The 15897-nt window shown below is 63.6% G+C and carries 13 protein-coding genes; 4 read left to right on the forward strand and 9 right to left on the reverse strand.

The genetic code is table 11. The features are described from left to right. Nucleotides 1-56: 56 nt before the first annotated feature. A complete protein-coding gene (locus RAD16_RS25690) occupies nt 57-1058 on the reverse strand; it encodes a hypothetical protein (RefSeq protein WP_458160627.1) in 1002 nt (333 codons plus the stop codon). A gap of 373 nt (nt 1059-1431) precedes the next feature. Continuing rightward, complete coding sequence (locus tag RAD16_RS25695; protein ID WP_458160628.1) at nt 1432-1746, reverse strand: BA14K family protein; 315 nt, start codon at nt 1744-1746, stop codon at nt 1432-1434. Nucleotides 1747-2023: 277 nt separating this feature from the next. Here RAD16_RS25695 and RAD16_RS25700 point away from each other — a divergent pair, with 277 nt between their 5' ends. Next, nucleotides 2024-2878, forward strand: a complete 855-nt coding sequence (locus tag RAD16_RS25700; protein ID WP_458160629.1) for an alpha/beta fold hydrolase — start codon at nt 2024-2026, stop codon at nt 2876-2878. 312 nt (nt 2879-3190) lie between these two features. Here RAD16_RS25700 and RAD16_RS25705 read toward each other — a convergent pair whose 3' ends face one another. Continuing rightward, nucleotides 3191-4396 (reverse strand): ABC transporter substrate-binding protein, encoded by a 1206-nt coding sequence (locus RAD16_RS25705; RefSeq protein ID WP_458160630.1) that lies wholly within the window; start codon nt 4394-4396, stop codon nt 3191-3193. A gap of 149 nt (nt 4397-4545) precedes the next feature. On the opposite strand from RAD16_RS25705, the gene RAD16_RS25710 reads away from it, so the two are divergent. The 3 genes from RAD16_RS25710 to RAD16_RS25720 all read left to right on the forward strand — a co-directional run bounded on the left by RAD16_RS25710 (nt 4546) and on the right by RAD16_RS25720 (nt 7180). Continuing rightward, nucleotides 4546-4878 (forward strand): hypothetical protein, encoded by a 333-nt coding sequence (locus tag RAD16_RS25710; RefSeq protein ID WP_458160631.1) that lies wholly within the window; start codon nt 4546-4548, stop codon nt 4876-4878. A 343-nt stretch (nt 4879-5221) separates the two neighbouring features. Further along, nucleotides 5222-6874, forward strand: coding sequence for a hypothetical protein (locus RAD16_RS25715; RefSeq protein ID WP_458160632.1), 1653 nt, complete (start codon nt 5222-5224; stop codon nt 6872-6874). Between the two features lie 135 nt (nt 6875-7009). Then, nucleotides 7010-7180, forward strand: a complete 171-nt coding sequence (locus RAD16_RS25720; protein WP_458160633.1) for a hypothetical protein — start codon at nt 7010-7012, stop codon at nt 7178-7180. A 134-nt stretch (nt 7181-7314) separates the two neighbouring features. Here RAD16_RS25720 and ftsH read toward each other — a convergent pair whose 3' ends face one another. The 6 genes from ftsH to RAD16_RS25750 form a co-directional block, all read right to left on the reverse strand. Beyond that, a complete protein-coding gene (gene ftsH / locus RAD16_RS25725) occupies nt 7315-9237 on the reverse strand; it encodes an ATP-dependent zinc metalloprotease FtsH (RefSeq protein WP_458160634.1) in 1923 nt (640 codons plus the stop codon). A 266-nt stretch (nt 9238-9503) separates the two neighbouring features. Then, on the reverse strand, nt 9504-10574 hold the full coding sequence (gene tilS, locus RAD16_RS25730; protein ID WP_458160635.1) for a tRNA lysidine(34) synthetase TilS: 1071 nt from the start codon (nt 10572-10574) through the stop codon (nt 9504-9506). A gap of 64 nt (nt 10575-10638) precedes the next feature. Then, nucleotides 10639-11697 (reverse strand): tol-pal system protein YbgF, encoded by a 1059-nt coding sequence (ybgF, locus tag RAD16_RS25735; RefSeq protein WP_458160636.1) that lies wholly within the window; start codon nt 11695-11697, stop codon nt 10639-10641. A 189-nt stretch (nt 11698-11886) separates the two neighbouring features. Next, nucleotides 11887-12375 (reverse strand): peptidoglycan-associated lipoprotein Pal, encoded by a 489-nt coding sequence (gene pal / locus RAD16_RS25740; protein WP_458160637.1) that lies wholly within the window; start codon nt 12373-12375, stop codon nt 11887-11889. 260 nt (nt 12376-12635) lie between these two features. Continuing rightward, nucleotides 12636-13361, reverse strand: a complete 726-nt coding sequence (locus RAD16_RS25745; RefSeq protein WP_458160638.1) for an N-acyl amino acid synthase FeeM domain-containing protein — start codon at nt 13359-13361, stop codon at nt 12636-12638. A gap of 178 nt (nt 13362-13539) precedes the next feature. Then, nucleotides 13540-15870 (reverse strand): putative bifunctional diguanylate cyclase/phosphodiesterase, encoded by a 2331-nt coding sequence (locus RAD16_RS25750; RefSeq protein WP_458160639.1) that lies wholly within the window; start codon nt 15868-15870, stop codon nt 13540-13542. Nucleotides 15871-15897: the final 27 nt, after the last annotated feature.

Genomic DNA, 15897 nt, shown 5'->3' on the forward strand with positions numbered 1-15897 from the left:
GGCTGACGGCGCGACCTCGCGGAATCATTGCGGTGGCGCCATCCGAATCCATTCGCCTAATATTTCGACCAATGCTTCAATTTCATATTGTCGCTGGAGTAGATAAACGTCCTCTCCAGGTGATCCATACCCCGCTGCTTCACGACCATCGTTACGTTGAAATCGCAACGCCGGTCATTCAGGCTGCGCGCTAGCGTAAAACAGTGCTCGTCGACGGTCTGCTTTTCGGGCCCATCGATGTTCGCAGCCGCCAATATGGCGGTGCGCCCGTGCGTACGGTCGAACTTCACGCATCGGTACTCATCTTCGTCAAATCTAAAACAGGCCATCCCTCCTGCTGTACGAATCTTCTGACCGACCTGTGCTTCGCGAGCCAATCCTTGCGTCAAATGCCAGGCAACTACTTCGGTCGCGTCGTCGTCCGGCGCTTTCCTCGGCTCACTGGTAGGCCGCGGCCGGCTGACCGATCCAAGTCCGAATGTTGAGCCGAGTTGAACAAGCCTTGCCTCCCCCTCCTTCATTTTTCGCGCAGCTTCTCCCACAATGTCTGACGAGGGCGAGGGGCACAAATCGTTCGCCGTCCGAACCAATCTGTCAGCTTCTGCAAACCCCAAATTGAGGGGATCGACCCCGCGATCCTTCACGGCGATCCATTTATTGCCGCGATAGACCGAGAGGTAATTGTCGCTGGCCGATTGCCGAGCAATGCCGTTCAGAGCAACAAATTCTCCTCCGGCCTCTCCGATTCCCAAGAACGGATAATCTGCGGCGCAAATAACGTTGTCGCGGACGCGAATGTCGGTAAAAAGGCCTTGTTCGACCCGGATCGCCGTGACCCGAACAGATGCCGCTGGGGAAGCTTCTTTATTTATTCCTTCAGCCGGTTGCGAGGACTCCGTCCTCGACGCCGAGGTAGCGGGCAATGGAGTCGTCGTCGCGCTACTGTTCGCCGAAGGCTTCTCTGTCGCGCGCTTCACCGGATCGGATTCGATTGAAGCAAGCACCCGCGCATCATCCCTGACCGAAGCGCCAGAATGATCGAGGGCGTAACGGATCAATCCTGTCGCGACGAGGATGACTAGAACAGTGGGCGCAAAGAGTTTGCCGGAGCCACTCGCTCCACGGCCTGTTCGGTGCATGCGGGATTTCAACAGACGGGATGGATACCTTGATTGTGTACGAACAGGCTTAATTGGCGGACATCCGCATCGTCAATACGACCAATGGAGACAACCTCGCCAACCCGGCGCACGGATCCGAAACTAACTTTTGCTAGTGAAATGGATCCCGCCTGAACACGCAATCCATCGTCGACAACTATCACCCTCTCCTGGGCCACCCCTCGCCCTCCCCCGCATCAGCCTTCGCCGAGGCTCCAGCGGACAAGAGGGGGAGGGAACAGACCGCCATCGCCGCACCAGGCGCGTCTCGTTACCTGCAGAGGTAACGGACGCCGTTCCGAGCGAGATAGGTGCCCGTCGCCGGATCGAAGGAGCGATAGCGCTCGGAGCAGGCCCGCGACACGCGCGCCATCGCATTGTCCACGCCCCCCGCGGCGGCTCCGCCGTCGGGCAATTCGAGGCCGAGCCGGCCGGCCGGCGTCAATGTGCCATTGAGGTTGCGATCGGGATTCTCGGCCTCGTACGCATCCGGATGGCTGCTCGCAAAGCCGGATTGCGCGTAAGCGGTGGTTGCGGTCAAGGCCGACAACAAAGCCACGGCAGCGAGGGTTTTAAGTCCAGTCATGGTCGATCTCCTTCATGCGCCGGTGCGTCCTGCGGCCGGTGCGGCAGGACGTGGGTCGACATGGTGCGCTGGACAAGCTCGCCGCGAGCCAAACCCGCCATCAGGCGAAATCCGGCCGTTCAAATCCGGAAAGAGTCGTTTGTTTGCAGAATGCGACCGCGCATACGCGCCCTTGCCCACCCTGCATCCACTTCACGTCTCAGTGCGGCACTGCCTTGAGACGTGACTCGTCGGCGTTGCCATGCGGTAATATCCGTCGTCGAACAGGAAGGGCATCATGATGTTTCGCAATTTTTTCGCCGCGCTTCTCATCACGGTGTCCATCGGCGCATCCCATGCCGCGCCGCAATGGCTGAACCTGCCGCCAACGCCGACCTTGCCGAAGGCGACGCAGAGCGGGTTCGCACCCGTCAACGGCATCAAGGTCTGGTACGCAACGTTCGGCCGCGGCGATCCCGTCATCCTGCTGCATGGCGGCCTCGCCAACGCCAATTACTGGGGTCACCAGGTCCGCGCGCTGCAACGGCATTATCAGGTCATCGTCATGGAGAGCCGCGGACATGGCCGCAGCAGCCGCAATCAGGAACCCTATGGCTACGATCTGATGGCCTCCGACGTGGTCGCCCTGCTCGATCACCTCAAGATCAGGAAGGCGGCGATCGTCGGCTGGAGCGACGGCGCGATCATCGGCCTCGACATCGCCATGAAGCACCCCGAACGGGTCAGCAAGCTGTTCGCCTTCGCGGCGAACTCGGACCCGTCAGGCGTTGCGGATATCGCGAACAGCGACGTCTTCAACGCCTACATCGCGAGGGCCGGCGAGGAGTACAAACGGCTGTCGCCGACGCCGACGGAGTACAAGGGCTTTGTCGCCGACATCACCAAGATGTGGGAGAGCCAGCCGAAATGGACGGCCTCGGATCTCGCGGCGATCAAGGTGCCGACCTGGATCGTCGACGGCGACCACGACGAGGCGATCAAGCGCGAGAACACCGAGTTCATGGCGGCGAACATTCCGGGCGCCGGCCTGCTGATCCAGCCGCAGGTCAGCCACTTCTCGTTCCTGCAGGATCCCGAGCAGTTCAACGACGATTTGCTGCGGTTTCTCGGGCGTGGAGCCGCGGCGAAGTGAGCTGTCGCAGGGTGGGCAAAGCGCAGCGTGCCCACGACACTGTCGCGATTGCAAAGAGATCGTGAGCACGGCGCTTGCGCGCCTTTGCCCACCCTACGAGACTGTCGTTGTTGCGAGAGCAACTGCATCCACATCGTCATTGCGAGCGCAGCGAAGCAATCCAGAATCCCTCCGCGGTAACAGCCTGGATTGCTTCGCTGCGCTCGCAATGACGGAGTGCGCGGCGACACTTGCCCGCAATCATGTCGGGCGGGGGCAGCGCGCTGATACGGCTTTGCCCAACCTGATGCTGAAGCTACCCTCGTCTGATCATCAATTCCCGGTCTGCAATTCGCCAAAACGTTCCCAGCTCTTGCCATTGAAGCGCATGAACTGCATCTGGTCGACCGGGACGTGATCGGTCGGGCTGGTGTTGACCTTGATGCCGGGCAGCAGCATCGGCAGTTCGAGGTCGCGGATCGCGTAGGCCTGCTTCAGGATGTTCTCGGTGGAGAGGTCGTCGCCGCAGGCTTTCAGCACGGCCTCGAGCGCCATCGCGCTGTTGTAGGAATTGACGTAGTTTGTGTCGTGCTGGTCGGCCTCCGGCACATACCTTGTCATGAATTCGCGCCAGCCCTTCACGCCGGGATCGTCCTTCCAGGCGGGGTCATCCGGGTCCTTCACATAGGCGGTGGAGAGAATGCCGGTGCCGGCCTCCAGGCCTGCGGGCTCCATCACGGTCGAGACCCACACCGCGACGTTGGAGAGGAACGTCATCGGACGCCAGCCGATCTCGAAGGATTTGCGGATCGCTTGCGCGGCGAATTTCGGCGTCGCCGCGATCACGAACACGTCGGCGCCTGACGCCTTCAATTTCACGATCTGGGAATCGATGGTCGGGTCCTGGATCTCGTAGGTGGCATTGGTGACCACGGACTCGTATTTCTCGCCGAGCACGTCCTTGAGGCCGGCGAGATAGTCGCGGCCGTAATCGTCGTTCTGCGAAATCACGGCGAACTTCGCATTCGGGTTCTTCGCCAGCGCATAGCGCGCATAGAGCCGCGCCTCGTAGCGGAACGGCGCCTGCACGCCCATGCTCGCCTGCGGATATTGCGCGATGTCGGCGAATTTCGAGGCGCCGGAGCCGATGAAGAGCTGCGGCACGTTCTTGCTCTGCAGATATTTCGCGATCGCCGTGTTGTGGGCGGTGCCGATCGAGGAGAAGATCAGCGCGACCTCGTTGCTCTCCACCAGCCTGCGGGTCTGCTCGACCGATTTCGGCGGCGCATAGCTGTCGTCGAGCGAGATCAGATTGACCTTGCGGCCGTTGATGCCGCCCTTCTCGTTCAGCATCTTGAAATAGCCGACCTCGCCCTTGCCGAGCGCGCCGAAGGCGGAGACCGGTCCGCTATAGGGCATGGTCTGGCCGATTTTGATTTCAGTGGCGGTGATGCCGCGCATCTCGGCGGCCATGGCGCGCGTGGGCAGTATCAGGCACCAGGCGATGCCGAAAGCACAGCAGGCCGTTGCAAGGCGCATCGGTCCCTCCCCATTTGCCTGCCCGCTCTTGCGGCGGGCCGATCGGCCGGGCTAAGGCTGCCACGACGCCCCGCCGGACGACAACCCCTGATTCAGCAGTAGTGTTAAAATCCGACGCAGGCGAGTCCGGAGGCCGGCTCGCTTGACAGTTGCGGGCGGCGGTCGCGGCGGCGACGTTCCAGAGCAATCTGCAAACGATGCTCTCGAACCTCGGGAGCCCTTCCGGCGCCTCCTCCGAAAAGATCCTGTGCGAGCCGCATCCGACTAACCCGGCGACCGGAACGGCCTATGACATCCCGGCATCCTACAGGACGGCCATCAGAACCGTGGCAACTTCGAATGGCCTCATGCCGCCGTTGAACTTCTCCAATGCAGGCCTCATGCTGGCGGACTATTTCGACACCATCCACGATGTCAACACTGGCACGGCTAAGGAGGCGGCGATGGCATTTCCGATCCTTCGGCAGCAGTTGGGGTTCTGAGAATCCGTCCTCATATATATATATATATCGATCTTTGGGCGGGTTGATCGATACACGCATGACGTGTTATTTGGCCCCCTTTCGGAGGGGCCATATGTTCCACGTAGGCCAGTTTAGCGACGTTTTTAACCCCGCAATTCTGCGTACGCAGCTGCGTTGGTGGTGGCTGATCCTCGGCGGCGCCGCGTTGGCCTCCCTTACGGTTTTTATCATCAATCCGTCTTCATCAGGATCATATCGCGGTTCCGCTGTCCTCCGTCTGACGCCTGTCCAAGAGGCACACTTGCGAGCCTGGCTGAGACCAGGTCCAGGGGTGCTCCCAGACCGCGTCCAGCAGGATCGGATGAGGATCAATTTCAGGGAGCTTATAGGACCCGACGCCGACGGTTCGCGAGTGCTCTCCATCGAGGCGCTCGGTGACACGCCCGAGCGCGCGACCGCCTGGGTGGCTGATACTCTGGATCAATGGCTGAGGGATACCCCTTTCAGCCGGCGCAAAGTAATCCTCTCAGAGGCGGACGAGCTTCCGCCACAGATGGTCCATGCGGGGCGCGGCGCGGCGAGCGTTCTTGCGGGCCTCGCAGCGTTGCCGCTGATGGCCGTCATCAGCCTGGCGCTTTCCTATCGGCCCGTGCGCACGCGGCTTGCAGTCCTCGCCAGCCCCATGGTTGGCGCTGTACTGCTGATCTTCGTTGTGACCGACTTGGCTCTGGGCGGAAATGGATACCTTGCCAAGCTCGGCAGCTTCAGGCTCCGGGATCTACTGTTCGTATTATGCATGCTCTGGGCCGTCGCGAGCGTTGTGGCGCGGCCAGAATGCCGGCCGCCGCGGGCGATCTGGTGGCTGTTCGCAATGTTCTTCGGTGTGACGAGCTTCGGGTTCGTCTACGGTTATCTCGCCGGCAATTTTGATACCGGGTACGTCCTGAGCTCCGGGTCAGATATGGTTGCCGATGCGAGCCCCGCCGCGGCCGTCATGCTCGAGCTGAAGCCGCTCCTGTATTTCCCGATGCTGCTGTTTTTCGTTGTCGCCATCCGGTCTCGGATCGACGTGACGACAGTGGTCTCGATCCTCGTGGCCTCTGGGGTGCTGCTCGCGGCCTGCTATTTGCTATTGCTCCTCAGCGCCAGCCTCGGCCTTGTCAGCTACGCCGGAATTCATGATGCCTTGTTCGTGAGCGACGAGTTCATCTTCCGGCAGACCGTCGACAAGCACGCGCCGTTCGTCGGTTTCTTCTACAAGGGCATGTTCTACGTTTGCATTGCGGCTGTCCTGCTGTCGCTCGACCCTTTCAAGATGACCAAGATTGCCGGCGCCATCGCTGCCGCTGCGGTTGCCCTCACGCTGACGCGGAGCCTCACGTTCGCACTGGCTGCATGCTTGGTTGTCGGCTTCGTCATGACGCGTGATCGCCGCGCCCTCCAGCTTGCCGGTCAATTAGCGGTCCTCATCGCCGTCATGCTGTTCGCGCACCAGGCCGACACCAATCTTCGTGCGGAATTCGAGCGGAGCTCTGTTGAGCATCCGCGGAACAAACCTCCCGCGGGCGAGTCCATCGTGAAAAACTTCGAGCGGCCGACGGATTCCTATCGCTCTGGCGACATCCGCTTCGTTGCCGACCGTCTCGATTTCCGGACGCTGCTGATCGGCCGTGGCTTTGGCGCAAAGATCGATCAGCGCAGCAGGATCGAACTGAACTACCTGGAAGTTTTCTATAAGCAGGGACTGTTGGGACTCGCTACGTGGTTCATTCTGTTCGGCGCGATTTGCTGGCTCTACCGTCGAATACCTGCCTGCAACAAGACCCTGGCTCTGGCCCTGTTACTGGCGAGCCTTTTCGTGTTCGTTTCGACGGCCGCAACCACGTTCCTGACGGGTTCGATCGGGATGGGGATGGCCTTCATCGCGATTTCGTCGCTGTCGGTCCTATCGCGGGAAACCAAGCCGGTGGCGTGGTATCCGAACTGGGCGGCTCGTCGGGTGGCCAACGCTTAAGACGAGATCAGTCGTGATGGCGGCTTTACCATAGCTGTTCCAGGCTCGACGCCGCGCAGCGCCCGCAGCATCGTGTTCCGCGCGGGTCAATCCGCCGGCGACTCGGTCCAGGACTTTGACGGCGGCGGTGCGGCCGTGGGCGATTCCTTCGAGTTCATCGGCTTCGGCACCGTTGCCCAGGGCGCGACCTTCACCCAGATCAGCGCCAGCCAGTGGCAGATCCATTCCGGGCTCGACGCCCACAACGAGATCATCACGCTGACCAACAACGCGACGGTTCATCCGACCGACATCCTGTTCGCGTGATCGCGGTCGGTTCACCGATGATGCCGCCATAGACGGTGCCGAGCGGCAGTCCGCGAAAACACAAAAGCCCGGCTTGAAGCCGGGCTTTTGCGCAACTGGTCTGCCGGTATGGCCGACGATGACGACGCTAAGCGTTACGCCTGCGGCTGCGGCTCCAGGCCGGGATCCGGATCGGGCCGCGGGCGCGACTTGCCGGCCGGGGGCACGGCGGAGGCGCGCGGCGTGGCCGGCTCAAGCACGGACTCGCGGTTCGGCTTCTTGCCCTTGAGCAGGTCGACGATCTCGTCACCGGAGAGCGTTTCGAACTCGAGCAGGCCCTTGGCCAGCGCTTCGAGGTCGCCATGCTTCTCGGTGAGGATGCGGGTCGCTTCCTTGTAGCCTTCCTCGACCAGACGGCGGATCTCGGAGTCGATCTTCTGGACCGTCGCTTCAGAAGCGTTCTGCGTCCGCGAGACCGACATGCCCAAGAAGACCTCGTCCTGGTTCTCGCCGTAGGAGACGGTGCCGAGCTCTTCCGACAGGCCCCAGCGCGTCACCATCATCCGGGCAAGGCGGGTGGCCTGCTCGATGTCGGAGGCGGCGCCGGAGGTGACCTTCTCGCGGCCGAAGATCAGCTCTTCGGCGACGCGGCCGCCCATCATGATGGCGAGGCGCGAGGTCATCTGCTCCAGAGACATCGACAGCTTGTCGCGCTCCGGGAGCTGCATCACCATGCCCAGCGCTCGGCCGCGCGGGATGATGGTCGCCTTGTGGATCGGATCGGTCGCGGGAACGTTGAGGCCGACGATGGCGTGGCCGCCCTCGTGATAGGCCGTCAACAGCTTCTCTTCCTCGGTCATGACGAGCGACTTGCGCTCGGCGCCCATCATCACCTTGTCCTTGGCTTCCTCGAACTCGGCCTGGGTCACCATGCGCTTGTTGCGGCGCGCGGCGGTGAGGGCTGCTTCGTTGACGAGGTTCATCAGGTCGGCGCCGGAGAAGCCCGGGGTGCCGCGCGCGATGGTCTTGAGGTTGATATCCGGGGCCAGCGGCACCTTGCGGACGTGCACCTTGAGGATCTGCTCGCGGCCGACGACGTCGGGATTGGGCACCACGACCTGACGGTCGAAGCGGCCCGGACGCAGCAGCGCGGGATCGAGCACGTCGGGACGGTTGGTGGCAGCGATCAGGATCACGCCCTCGTTCGCCTCGAAGCCATCCATCTCGACCAGCAACTGATTCAGCGTCTGCTCGCGCTCGTCATTGCCGCCGCCGAGACCGGCGCCACGGTGACGACCGACCGCGTCGATTTCGTCGATGAAGATGATGCAGGGCGCATTCTTCTTGGCCTGCTCGAACATGTCGCGGACGCGGCTGGCGCCGACGCCGACGAACATCTCGACGAAGTCCGAACCCGAAATGGTGAAGAACGGCACGTTGGCTTCGCCCGCGACCGCACGCGCGATCAGGGTTTTGCCGGTGCCGGGAGGCCCGACCAGCAGCACGCCGCGCGGAATGCGGCCGCCGAGGCGCTGGAATTTACCGGGGTCGCGGAGGAATTCGACGATCTCCTGGAGGTCCTGCTTGGCCTCATCGACGCCCGCGACGTCCTCGAAGGTGACGCGGCCATGAGCCTCGGTCAGCATCTTGGCGCGCGACTTGCCGAAGCCCATCGCCTTGCCGGCGCCGCCCTGCATCTGCCGCGACAGGAAGATCCAGACGCCGATCAGCGCGATGAAGGGCAGCCAGGAGACCAGCAGCGAGACGAACCACGGCACGTTGTCGCCGGGCGGCTTCGCGGTGATCTGGACCTTGCTGTCATAGAGGCGCTTCACCAGCGTCGGGTCGTTCGGCGCATAGGTCTGGAAGCTTGAGCCATTGGTGAAGGTGCCGTGGATGTCCGGCCCCTGGATCACGACGTCGCGCACATTGCCGCGGTCAACTTCGCTCAGGAGCTGGGAGAAGGCGATGTCCTGCGAGGAGGCGCGCTGACCCGGATTCTGGAAGAGCGTGAACAACGCCAATAGCAGCAACACTATGATGACCCAGAGGGCGAAATTGCGCAGATTGGCGTTCATCGATCTTCCTTCGTGGTCGCGCGGATCGCGGCCCTAATCCTTGGGCAATGCGAGGAAATCCCCAAGGAATCCTCTCGGTTGGACGCATACAATTTAGGTGCCGCCCCGGTCGCTGCCAAGGGAACGAGATGGGACTATTTATCCCATCTTAGAGCGATTCCCGCTGAAATAATGGCGACCTAGCCGGGGTTTTTCCTGCCTGGTTCCTGCCTGGTTAAGGTGTCCTGACGCCGTACGGCGGAAACGAGCGGTGTCATGATCCGCCCTCATCCGCCTTTCAAGTCCCTTTGCGGCCGCCGGGCCGGCGCAGGCGCGACGTGGATACGCCCCCCGGCAAGGCTGATCAAGGCTCCCGCAAGGGTCTGCTTCAGGATCGCACGGCCATTTGCGGCTGCGCGGGGATTTTGCACCATGGCGCGCTCGAGCGCGGCCAGCAGGGCTTCGACCTTGCCGAGTTCCGCCGGCCCCTCATGGCCGAGGGCATTGACGGCCCGCAGCAGCAGCCGCAGCCGGACCTCCTCCGGCAGGAGGGCAAAGGATTCGGCTTCGAAACTGCGTCCTGCCGCCTGCGGCGCATCGCAGCGCGAGCGGAGCTGGAGGAAGCGCTCGGCGCCATCGACCAGCACCTCGACGGCCGCATTGGCGCGCGAGAGGCGCGCAGCCAGCCGCGCAAGGCTCCTGCTGTCGCCGCCCTCGGCGGCAAGCTGAGGCAGCAGCGCGCGCAGCCGCGGCCGGGTGAATGTCGTGTCGTGGTTGGTGGGATCGTCGGCAAAGCCGATCTTCGCCCGCTTCAAGGTCGCGATGAGCTGCGACTTCGGGACGTCGAGCAGCGGGCGCGCCAGCACGATGCCGTCGCGCGCCGTGAGGCGAGCCATCGCCGACAAGCCGGCAAGCCCGCTGCCGCGGAGCATGCGCATCAGCAGGGTCTCGGCCTGGTCGTCGCGGGTGTGGGCGGTCAGCACATGGCTGGCACCGGTCTTGCGTGCGGCCTCCGCGAGCAGACGGTAGCGGGCCTCGCGCGCAGCGGCAGGCAATCCCGTCTTCGGCTTGGCGCCGCGCCAGCGCAGGGTCCGGTGCGTCAGGCCGAGCTCCGTGGCCAGCCGCTTGACCTCGCGCGCCTCGCGCGCCGCTTCCGGGCGCAGGCCATGATCGACGGTGACGACGGTGAGGCGCGGGCCGCGCGCAAGGCTGCGCTGCCAGCGTGCGGCGAGCCACATCAGCGCGACCGAGTCGGGCCCGCCGGAGACGGCGAGCACCAATGCGGGTGCGTTTTTAAGCTCGGCGAAGAGCTGCTTCGCCGCGCGCGCTGTGATCGGTGAATTGTCGTCGTCTGACATGACGCTGCAATCGTCCGTGGATGGACCGACTGTTTAGCGCAGCACTGTCCGCCTTGTCAGCGGTTCAGCACTTCACCCGCTTCTGCTCGCGATCGACCGCGGCTTTGACGCCGGCGGAGGCGCGCGGATATTTGCGGCCGACTTCGCCGAAGGCGGCGCAGGCGGCTTCCTTCTCCTTCAGCGCGGCCAGCGACTGGCCGAGCCGCAGCAGCGCATCGGGCGCCTTACCGGACTTGTCGTATTTGGTGGTGACGGCGAGGAAGGCTTCCGCGGAATCGCGATATTGCTGGCGCTGGAAGTAGCTCTCACCGAGCCAGTATTGCGCGTCGCCGAGCAGCGGGTCGCTCGGATATTTCTGCGCAAAATTCTTCATGGTCTGCTCGGCCAGCGCATAGTCCTTGCGCTGCATGTAGCCGATGCCGAGATCGAACTCGTCGCGCGGCGTCGCCGAAGGCGGCAGCGTCGTCAGGCCGGCGCCGCCTGATGGTGCCGGATAGCCCTGCGGCTGTTGCGCCGGCGGATAGCCGGGCTGGGCTGCCGGCGGGACGCCCTGCTGATAGCGCGGGCTGGTGTTGGCGAGATCGAGCGGCTCGCCGGCGTTGCGCCCGCCGGGCGCGCCGACCTGACCGCTCGACGGCATCGGCTGCTGTCCGCCGCCAAGGGCGCGCGGCGCGCCGGGGGCATTCGGGCTCTGGCTCGGGTCGAACGCATCGCCGCGACGGCGCGAGCCGGGTGCGCCGGGCCCCGGCTGCTCCTGAACGATCGGCGCGGGCGCGGCGATCTGCGGCTGCTCGTAATTCGGCTGGACCTGCTGCTGTTGCGGCTGCTGGCGATAGGCCGGCGCCACCTGGGCAGGCGGCACCGCGGCGACATTGGGCTGCTGGACCGGCGGCTGGCCGGGCACGGCCTGCGCACCGCCTTCGAGCGCCCGCAGCCGCTCCTCGAGCTGGCGGTTGCGATATTGCAACTCCTCGTTCTGGCCGGTGAGCTGGCGCAGCTGGTTCTCCAGCCGCTCGATCCGCATCTCGGGGTCATCATCCGACTGGGCGAAGACGGGCGCGCACAAGGAGAGCAGCGCGGCGGTGGCCACGGTGCCGGTTAAAACCTTAAATCTGGATGACATCTTGCCCTGACGACGAAAGCGAAATGGCCTGCGACGGAACATTCGACGCGCCACACATTGAAGCTGAGTACGCCAAAACTGTGACTGGCACCACGGGGTTCCTGTCACAGAATGCTGAAACGAAACCGGCGCCCATGAGGGCGCCGGCATGATCGATTCCTGAAGATGAACGGCGCCTGACTGAGAGCGTCAGGAGCTCGCGTTCAGCACGGTCACAGCACGACGGTTCTGCGACCAGCAGGAGATATCGTTACAGACCGCGACGGGGCGCTCCTTGCCGTAGGAGATCGTGCGCATGCGGTTCGGATCGATACCGCGCGAGGCGAGGAACGAACGCACCGACTGGGCGCGGCGGGCGCCGAGAGCGATGTTGTATTCGCGGGTGCCGCGCTCGTCGGCATGACCTTCGATGGTGAAGGAGTAGCGCGGATAGGTCTGCAGCCACTGCGCCTGCTTCTCCAGGGTCACGATCGCCTGCGGGGTCAGATCGGTCTGGTCGCTCTCGAAGAACACGCGGTCGCCCACGTTCACGACGAAGTCCTGCTGGCTGCCCGGCGTCGCCGCATTGGCCATCGCATCGGTCGGCCCGTTCTGCTTGGCGCACGCACCCATCGACAGCGCGATTGCAACCACCGCAGCCAGCTTCAATCCCTGGAGGATACGCATAGGATAATTCATTCCGGAGCCTCCACGCTCACGTTCGTCCACTGCTGTCCGGTCTACAGGGGGTTGGTTAAGCGAACGTTCCGTCAACCTTGACGGAACCTTGCCTCAGCCGGTCAAATGCCCCCAACCAGCGAAAAGCAACCATCATGGTTAATGGGTTGTAAATGTGGCGCGAGGGTGAAGGCAAGCTGCGTTAACCGGCAAAAGCGCCGGTATTGCTTGAATTTTGAGCCTGGGACCGGAGCGCCTTCCGTGAGGCGTCCCCGCCGGACTCAGGCGTGGACGGCGTCCGCCACCAGCACCGGCCGTTGCGGGACCTGGCGCTGGCCGCCGCGCCCGAACAACATTCGCCGCTCGAAGGCGGTGGAGCGCATGATCGGATAACGCTCGAACACCTTCTTGCGGAAGGTCGGGAAGTCCGCCGCCATCAGGCCGAACGCCTTGGTGAGACCGGGCACGAGCCGCGGCTCGGCAATGGTCTCGTGCAGAAACACCCGGCGGTAGAAGGCTTGATGCTCCGGGCGCACGATCGCAAGGCCGAGATCGGCGTTGAAGTGCTCGCAGGCCATGTAGGCCAGCCGTGTCGTCAGATAGGGCAATTCCGGAACGCGCTTGACCTGATCGGGGTCGGCGACGAAGCGGGTCGGGTCGATCATGACCTCGCCGCGATCGAGCCGCGGCAGCAGGATGTCCGGAAAGACGTCGGCCGAAGTGGATTCGCGCCATTCCGAGGTGAGCACGCTGATGCGCACCGAGCTCCAGAGCTGGCCACGGAGATAGACGCCGAAAGTCCAGGCGTTCGGCAGTTCGTCATAGCGGTCGGTGACGCGGGCTTCCGCCGATTCCTTGACGGCGCCCTCGCGCAGATAGGCGCGGTAGCGGAGATTGTAGATCTCCTCCTTCTCAGCGGCCGTTTCCGCAAGATGATAATCGACGTCTGTCAGGAGTTCGGCACCCCGTCCAACAGCCGAAATGATCGCTCTGGCTGAGGACTGCATTCCAACTCCTTACCCACCACCGCTCACCGCAAGCCGCGAGGACAACTTCCACGCGCGTGATGAATTATTAACAGCTTCTTAATAGCGAGGCAAAGCAATCGAATGGTTAGGGTTAACCCCCCGTAGGACTACGTGCCCAGCAACAAACTGAAACGACAGGAAAATCCCGGGGGTGGATTCAGGCGAAGGAGCGCGAGCCGACGACCTGGAGCAGGCTCTCGCCGCGCCGTCCATGGGAGGCGTTGAGGAGCTGGCGCATCCGCACGGCAGGCACCGGACGGCTGAACAGGTAGCCTTGCGCCTCCGAGACGGTGCCGTCGGCGCTGATCAATTCGAGCTGCTCGTTGGTCTCGATACCTTCGACCACGACCGCCATGCCGAGGTCGGCGGACAGGCGTGCGACGCCGCGGAGCAGCGTCAACGGCCGGTCGGTGTCGATGCCTTCGAGGAAGGAGCGGTCGATCTTGACCTTCTGCATCGGGAAATTGTGCAGATAGCTGAGGCTCGAATAGCCGGTGCCGAAATCGTCCAGCGAGATGCGCACGCCGAGCGCATGCAACTGCGACAGGATATCGTGGGTGAGCTGGGTGTTACGCAGCAGCGAGGATTCGGTGATCTCGATCTCAAGGCGATGCGCCGGCAGGCCTGAAACCTCCAGCGCGTAGCGGATTTCACTGAGCACGTCGCGCTGGTGGAATTGCTGCGGCGAGAAGTTGACGGCGACGCTGACGCTCTCCGGCCACTTCATGCACTCCATGCAGGCGCGGCGCAGGATCCAGCGGCCGAGATCGACGATCAGGCCCATGTCCTCGGCGACGGGAATGATGTCGACCGGCGAGACCGTGCCGCGCACCGGATGATTCCAGCGCAGCAGCGCCTCGCAGGTGGTGATCTTGCCGGACTTGAGGTTGACCAGCGGCTGGTAGAACAGCTCGAACTCTTCGTTGGCCAGCGCCTTGCGCAGGTCGAGCTCGAGGATGCGCCGGGCCTCGACGGTCGCCGCCATCTCGTCGCGGAAGAAGCAGAAGGTGCCGCGGCCGTCGGCCTTGGCGCGGTATAGCGCCATGTCGGCATTCTTGAGCAGCGTGTCGGCGCTGGCGCCGTTCGGCGAGGTCAGCGCGATGCCGACGCTGGCGCCGATCTCGACGAGGTGATTGTCGATGCGATAGCGCTCGCTCAGACGTTCGACGATGCGGCGGGCAAGGCTCGCAGCGTCTTCGGCCGTGCTGATGTTCTGCTGGAACACGACGAACTCGTCGCCGCCGAAGCGGGCCACGAAATCCTCGGGGCGCAGCATCTCGCGCAGGCGGTTGGCGACCGCACACAGAAGCTGGTCGCCGCAGGGATGACCGAGCGTGTCGTTGACCTGCTTGAATTGATCGAGGTCGACGAACAGCAGCGCGGAGAGCCGTTCGGCATGCTGCGCGTTCGCCAGTAGCCGCTCGATCTCGTCGCGGAACGAGACCCGGTTGGGCAACGCCGTGAGCTCGTCATAGCGGGCGAGATGACTGATGCGGGCTTCGGCGTTGGTGCGCTCGGTGATGTCTTCCAGCAGCAGTACAGTGCCGCCGCCGGTCATCGGCTGGAACGTCCAGGCCAGCGCGCGGCTGCGCGATGAATCCGGATCGCCGGTGACGATCTCGCAGATCCGCGCATGCTCGATCTCGGCCAGGATCTGGTTGCCGCTCTCAGCCGAGATGGAGCCTGCGGCGACGCAGGCCGAGACGATGTCAGCGGCAGTGGCGCCGCGCTTGACGAGGTCCTCCGGCAGGCTCATCAGCGCGCCGAAGCGATGGTTCATCACCGCAAGGCGTCCGTCGGCGCGAAACATGCACAGGCCGTGCGGCATGTTGTTGAGTGCGGTATCGAACTGGCTCGCCAGCGCGGATTCGCGGAAGCTCGACGTCAGCGCCTTGACGAAGATCGCATGCAAAGTGAGGTTGATGTTCTTCAACCCGACGAAGAAGAACACGAGCAGGATGGCGAGCCCGATATGGTAGAAGCCGCCGTGCAGCACGAGCGCAAGCGACATCGGGAAGCACGCGAGCGCGACGTGCCACTGGATCATCCGCGGCTGGCCGTAATTACGAGCAGCGCCGCCGGCGGTGTAGCCGATGCCGATGGCGACACAGAGCATGTCGGCGACCGGGTCCTCGTTGAGATAGATGACGACGAAAGCCCAGACGCCGAGCACCGCGGCATAACTGATCGCACCGAGCCAGTAGCGCGGCTCCAGATGCTTGGCTTCGTCGAATGACAGTGGCTGCGTACGGTTCTCGTATCCGCGCATCTGGAACGCACGCGCGGTGCCGATGGCGATCAGCAGGAACGCAAGCGGCCACAGCCGGGCATCACCGGTCTTGAGCGCAGTCATGACCGCGGCTACGGCCGCAGAGGCCGAGCCCAGAAAGATCGCCCAGAAATTCTGAACCATAGAGTTGATGAGAGCGGCGTAGAGTATGGGCTCCAGCTCGTCCCGATCGCTCTGCTTCTGGTCAGCCAGCTGCATTGCCTGTTACGCGTCCTGTTTGGCGCG

This window comes from Bradyrhizobium sp. 18BD, from assembly GCF_054185225.1.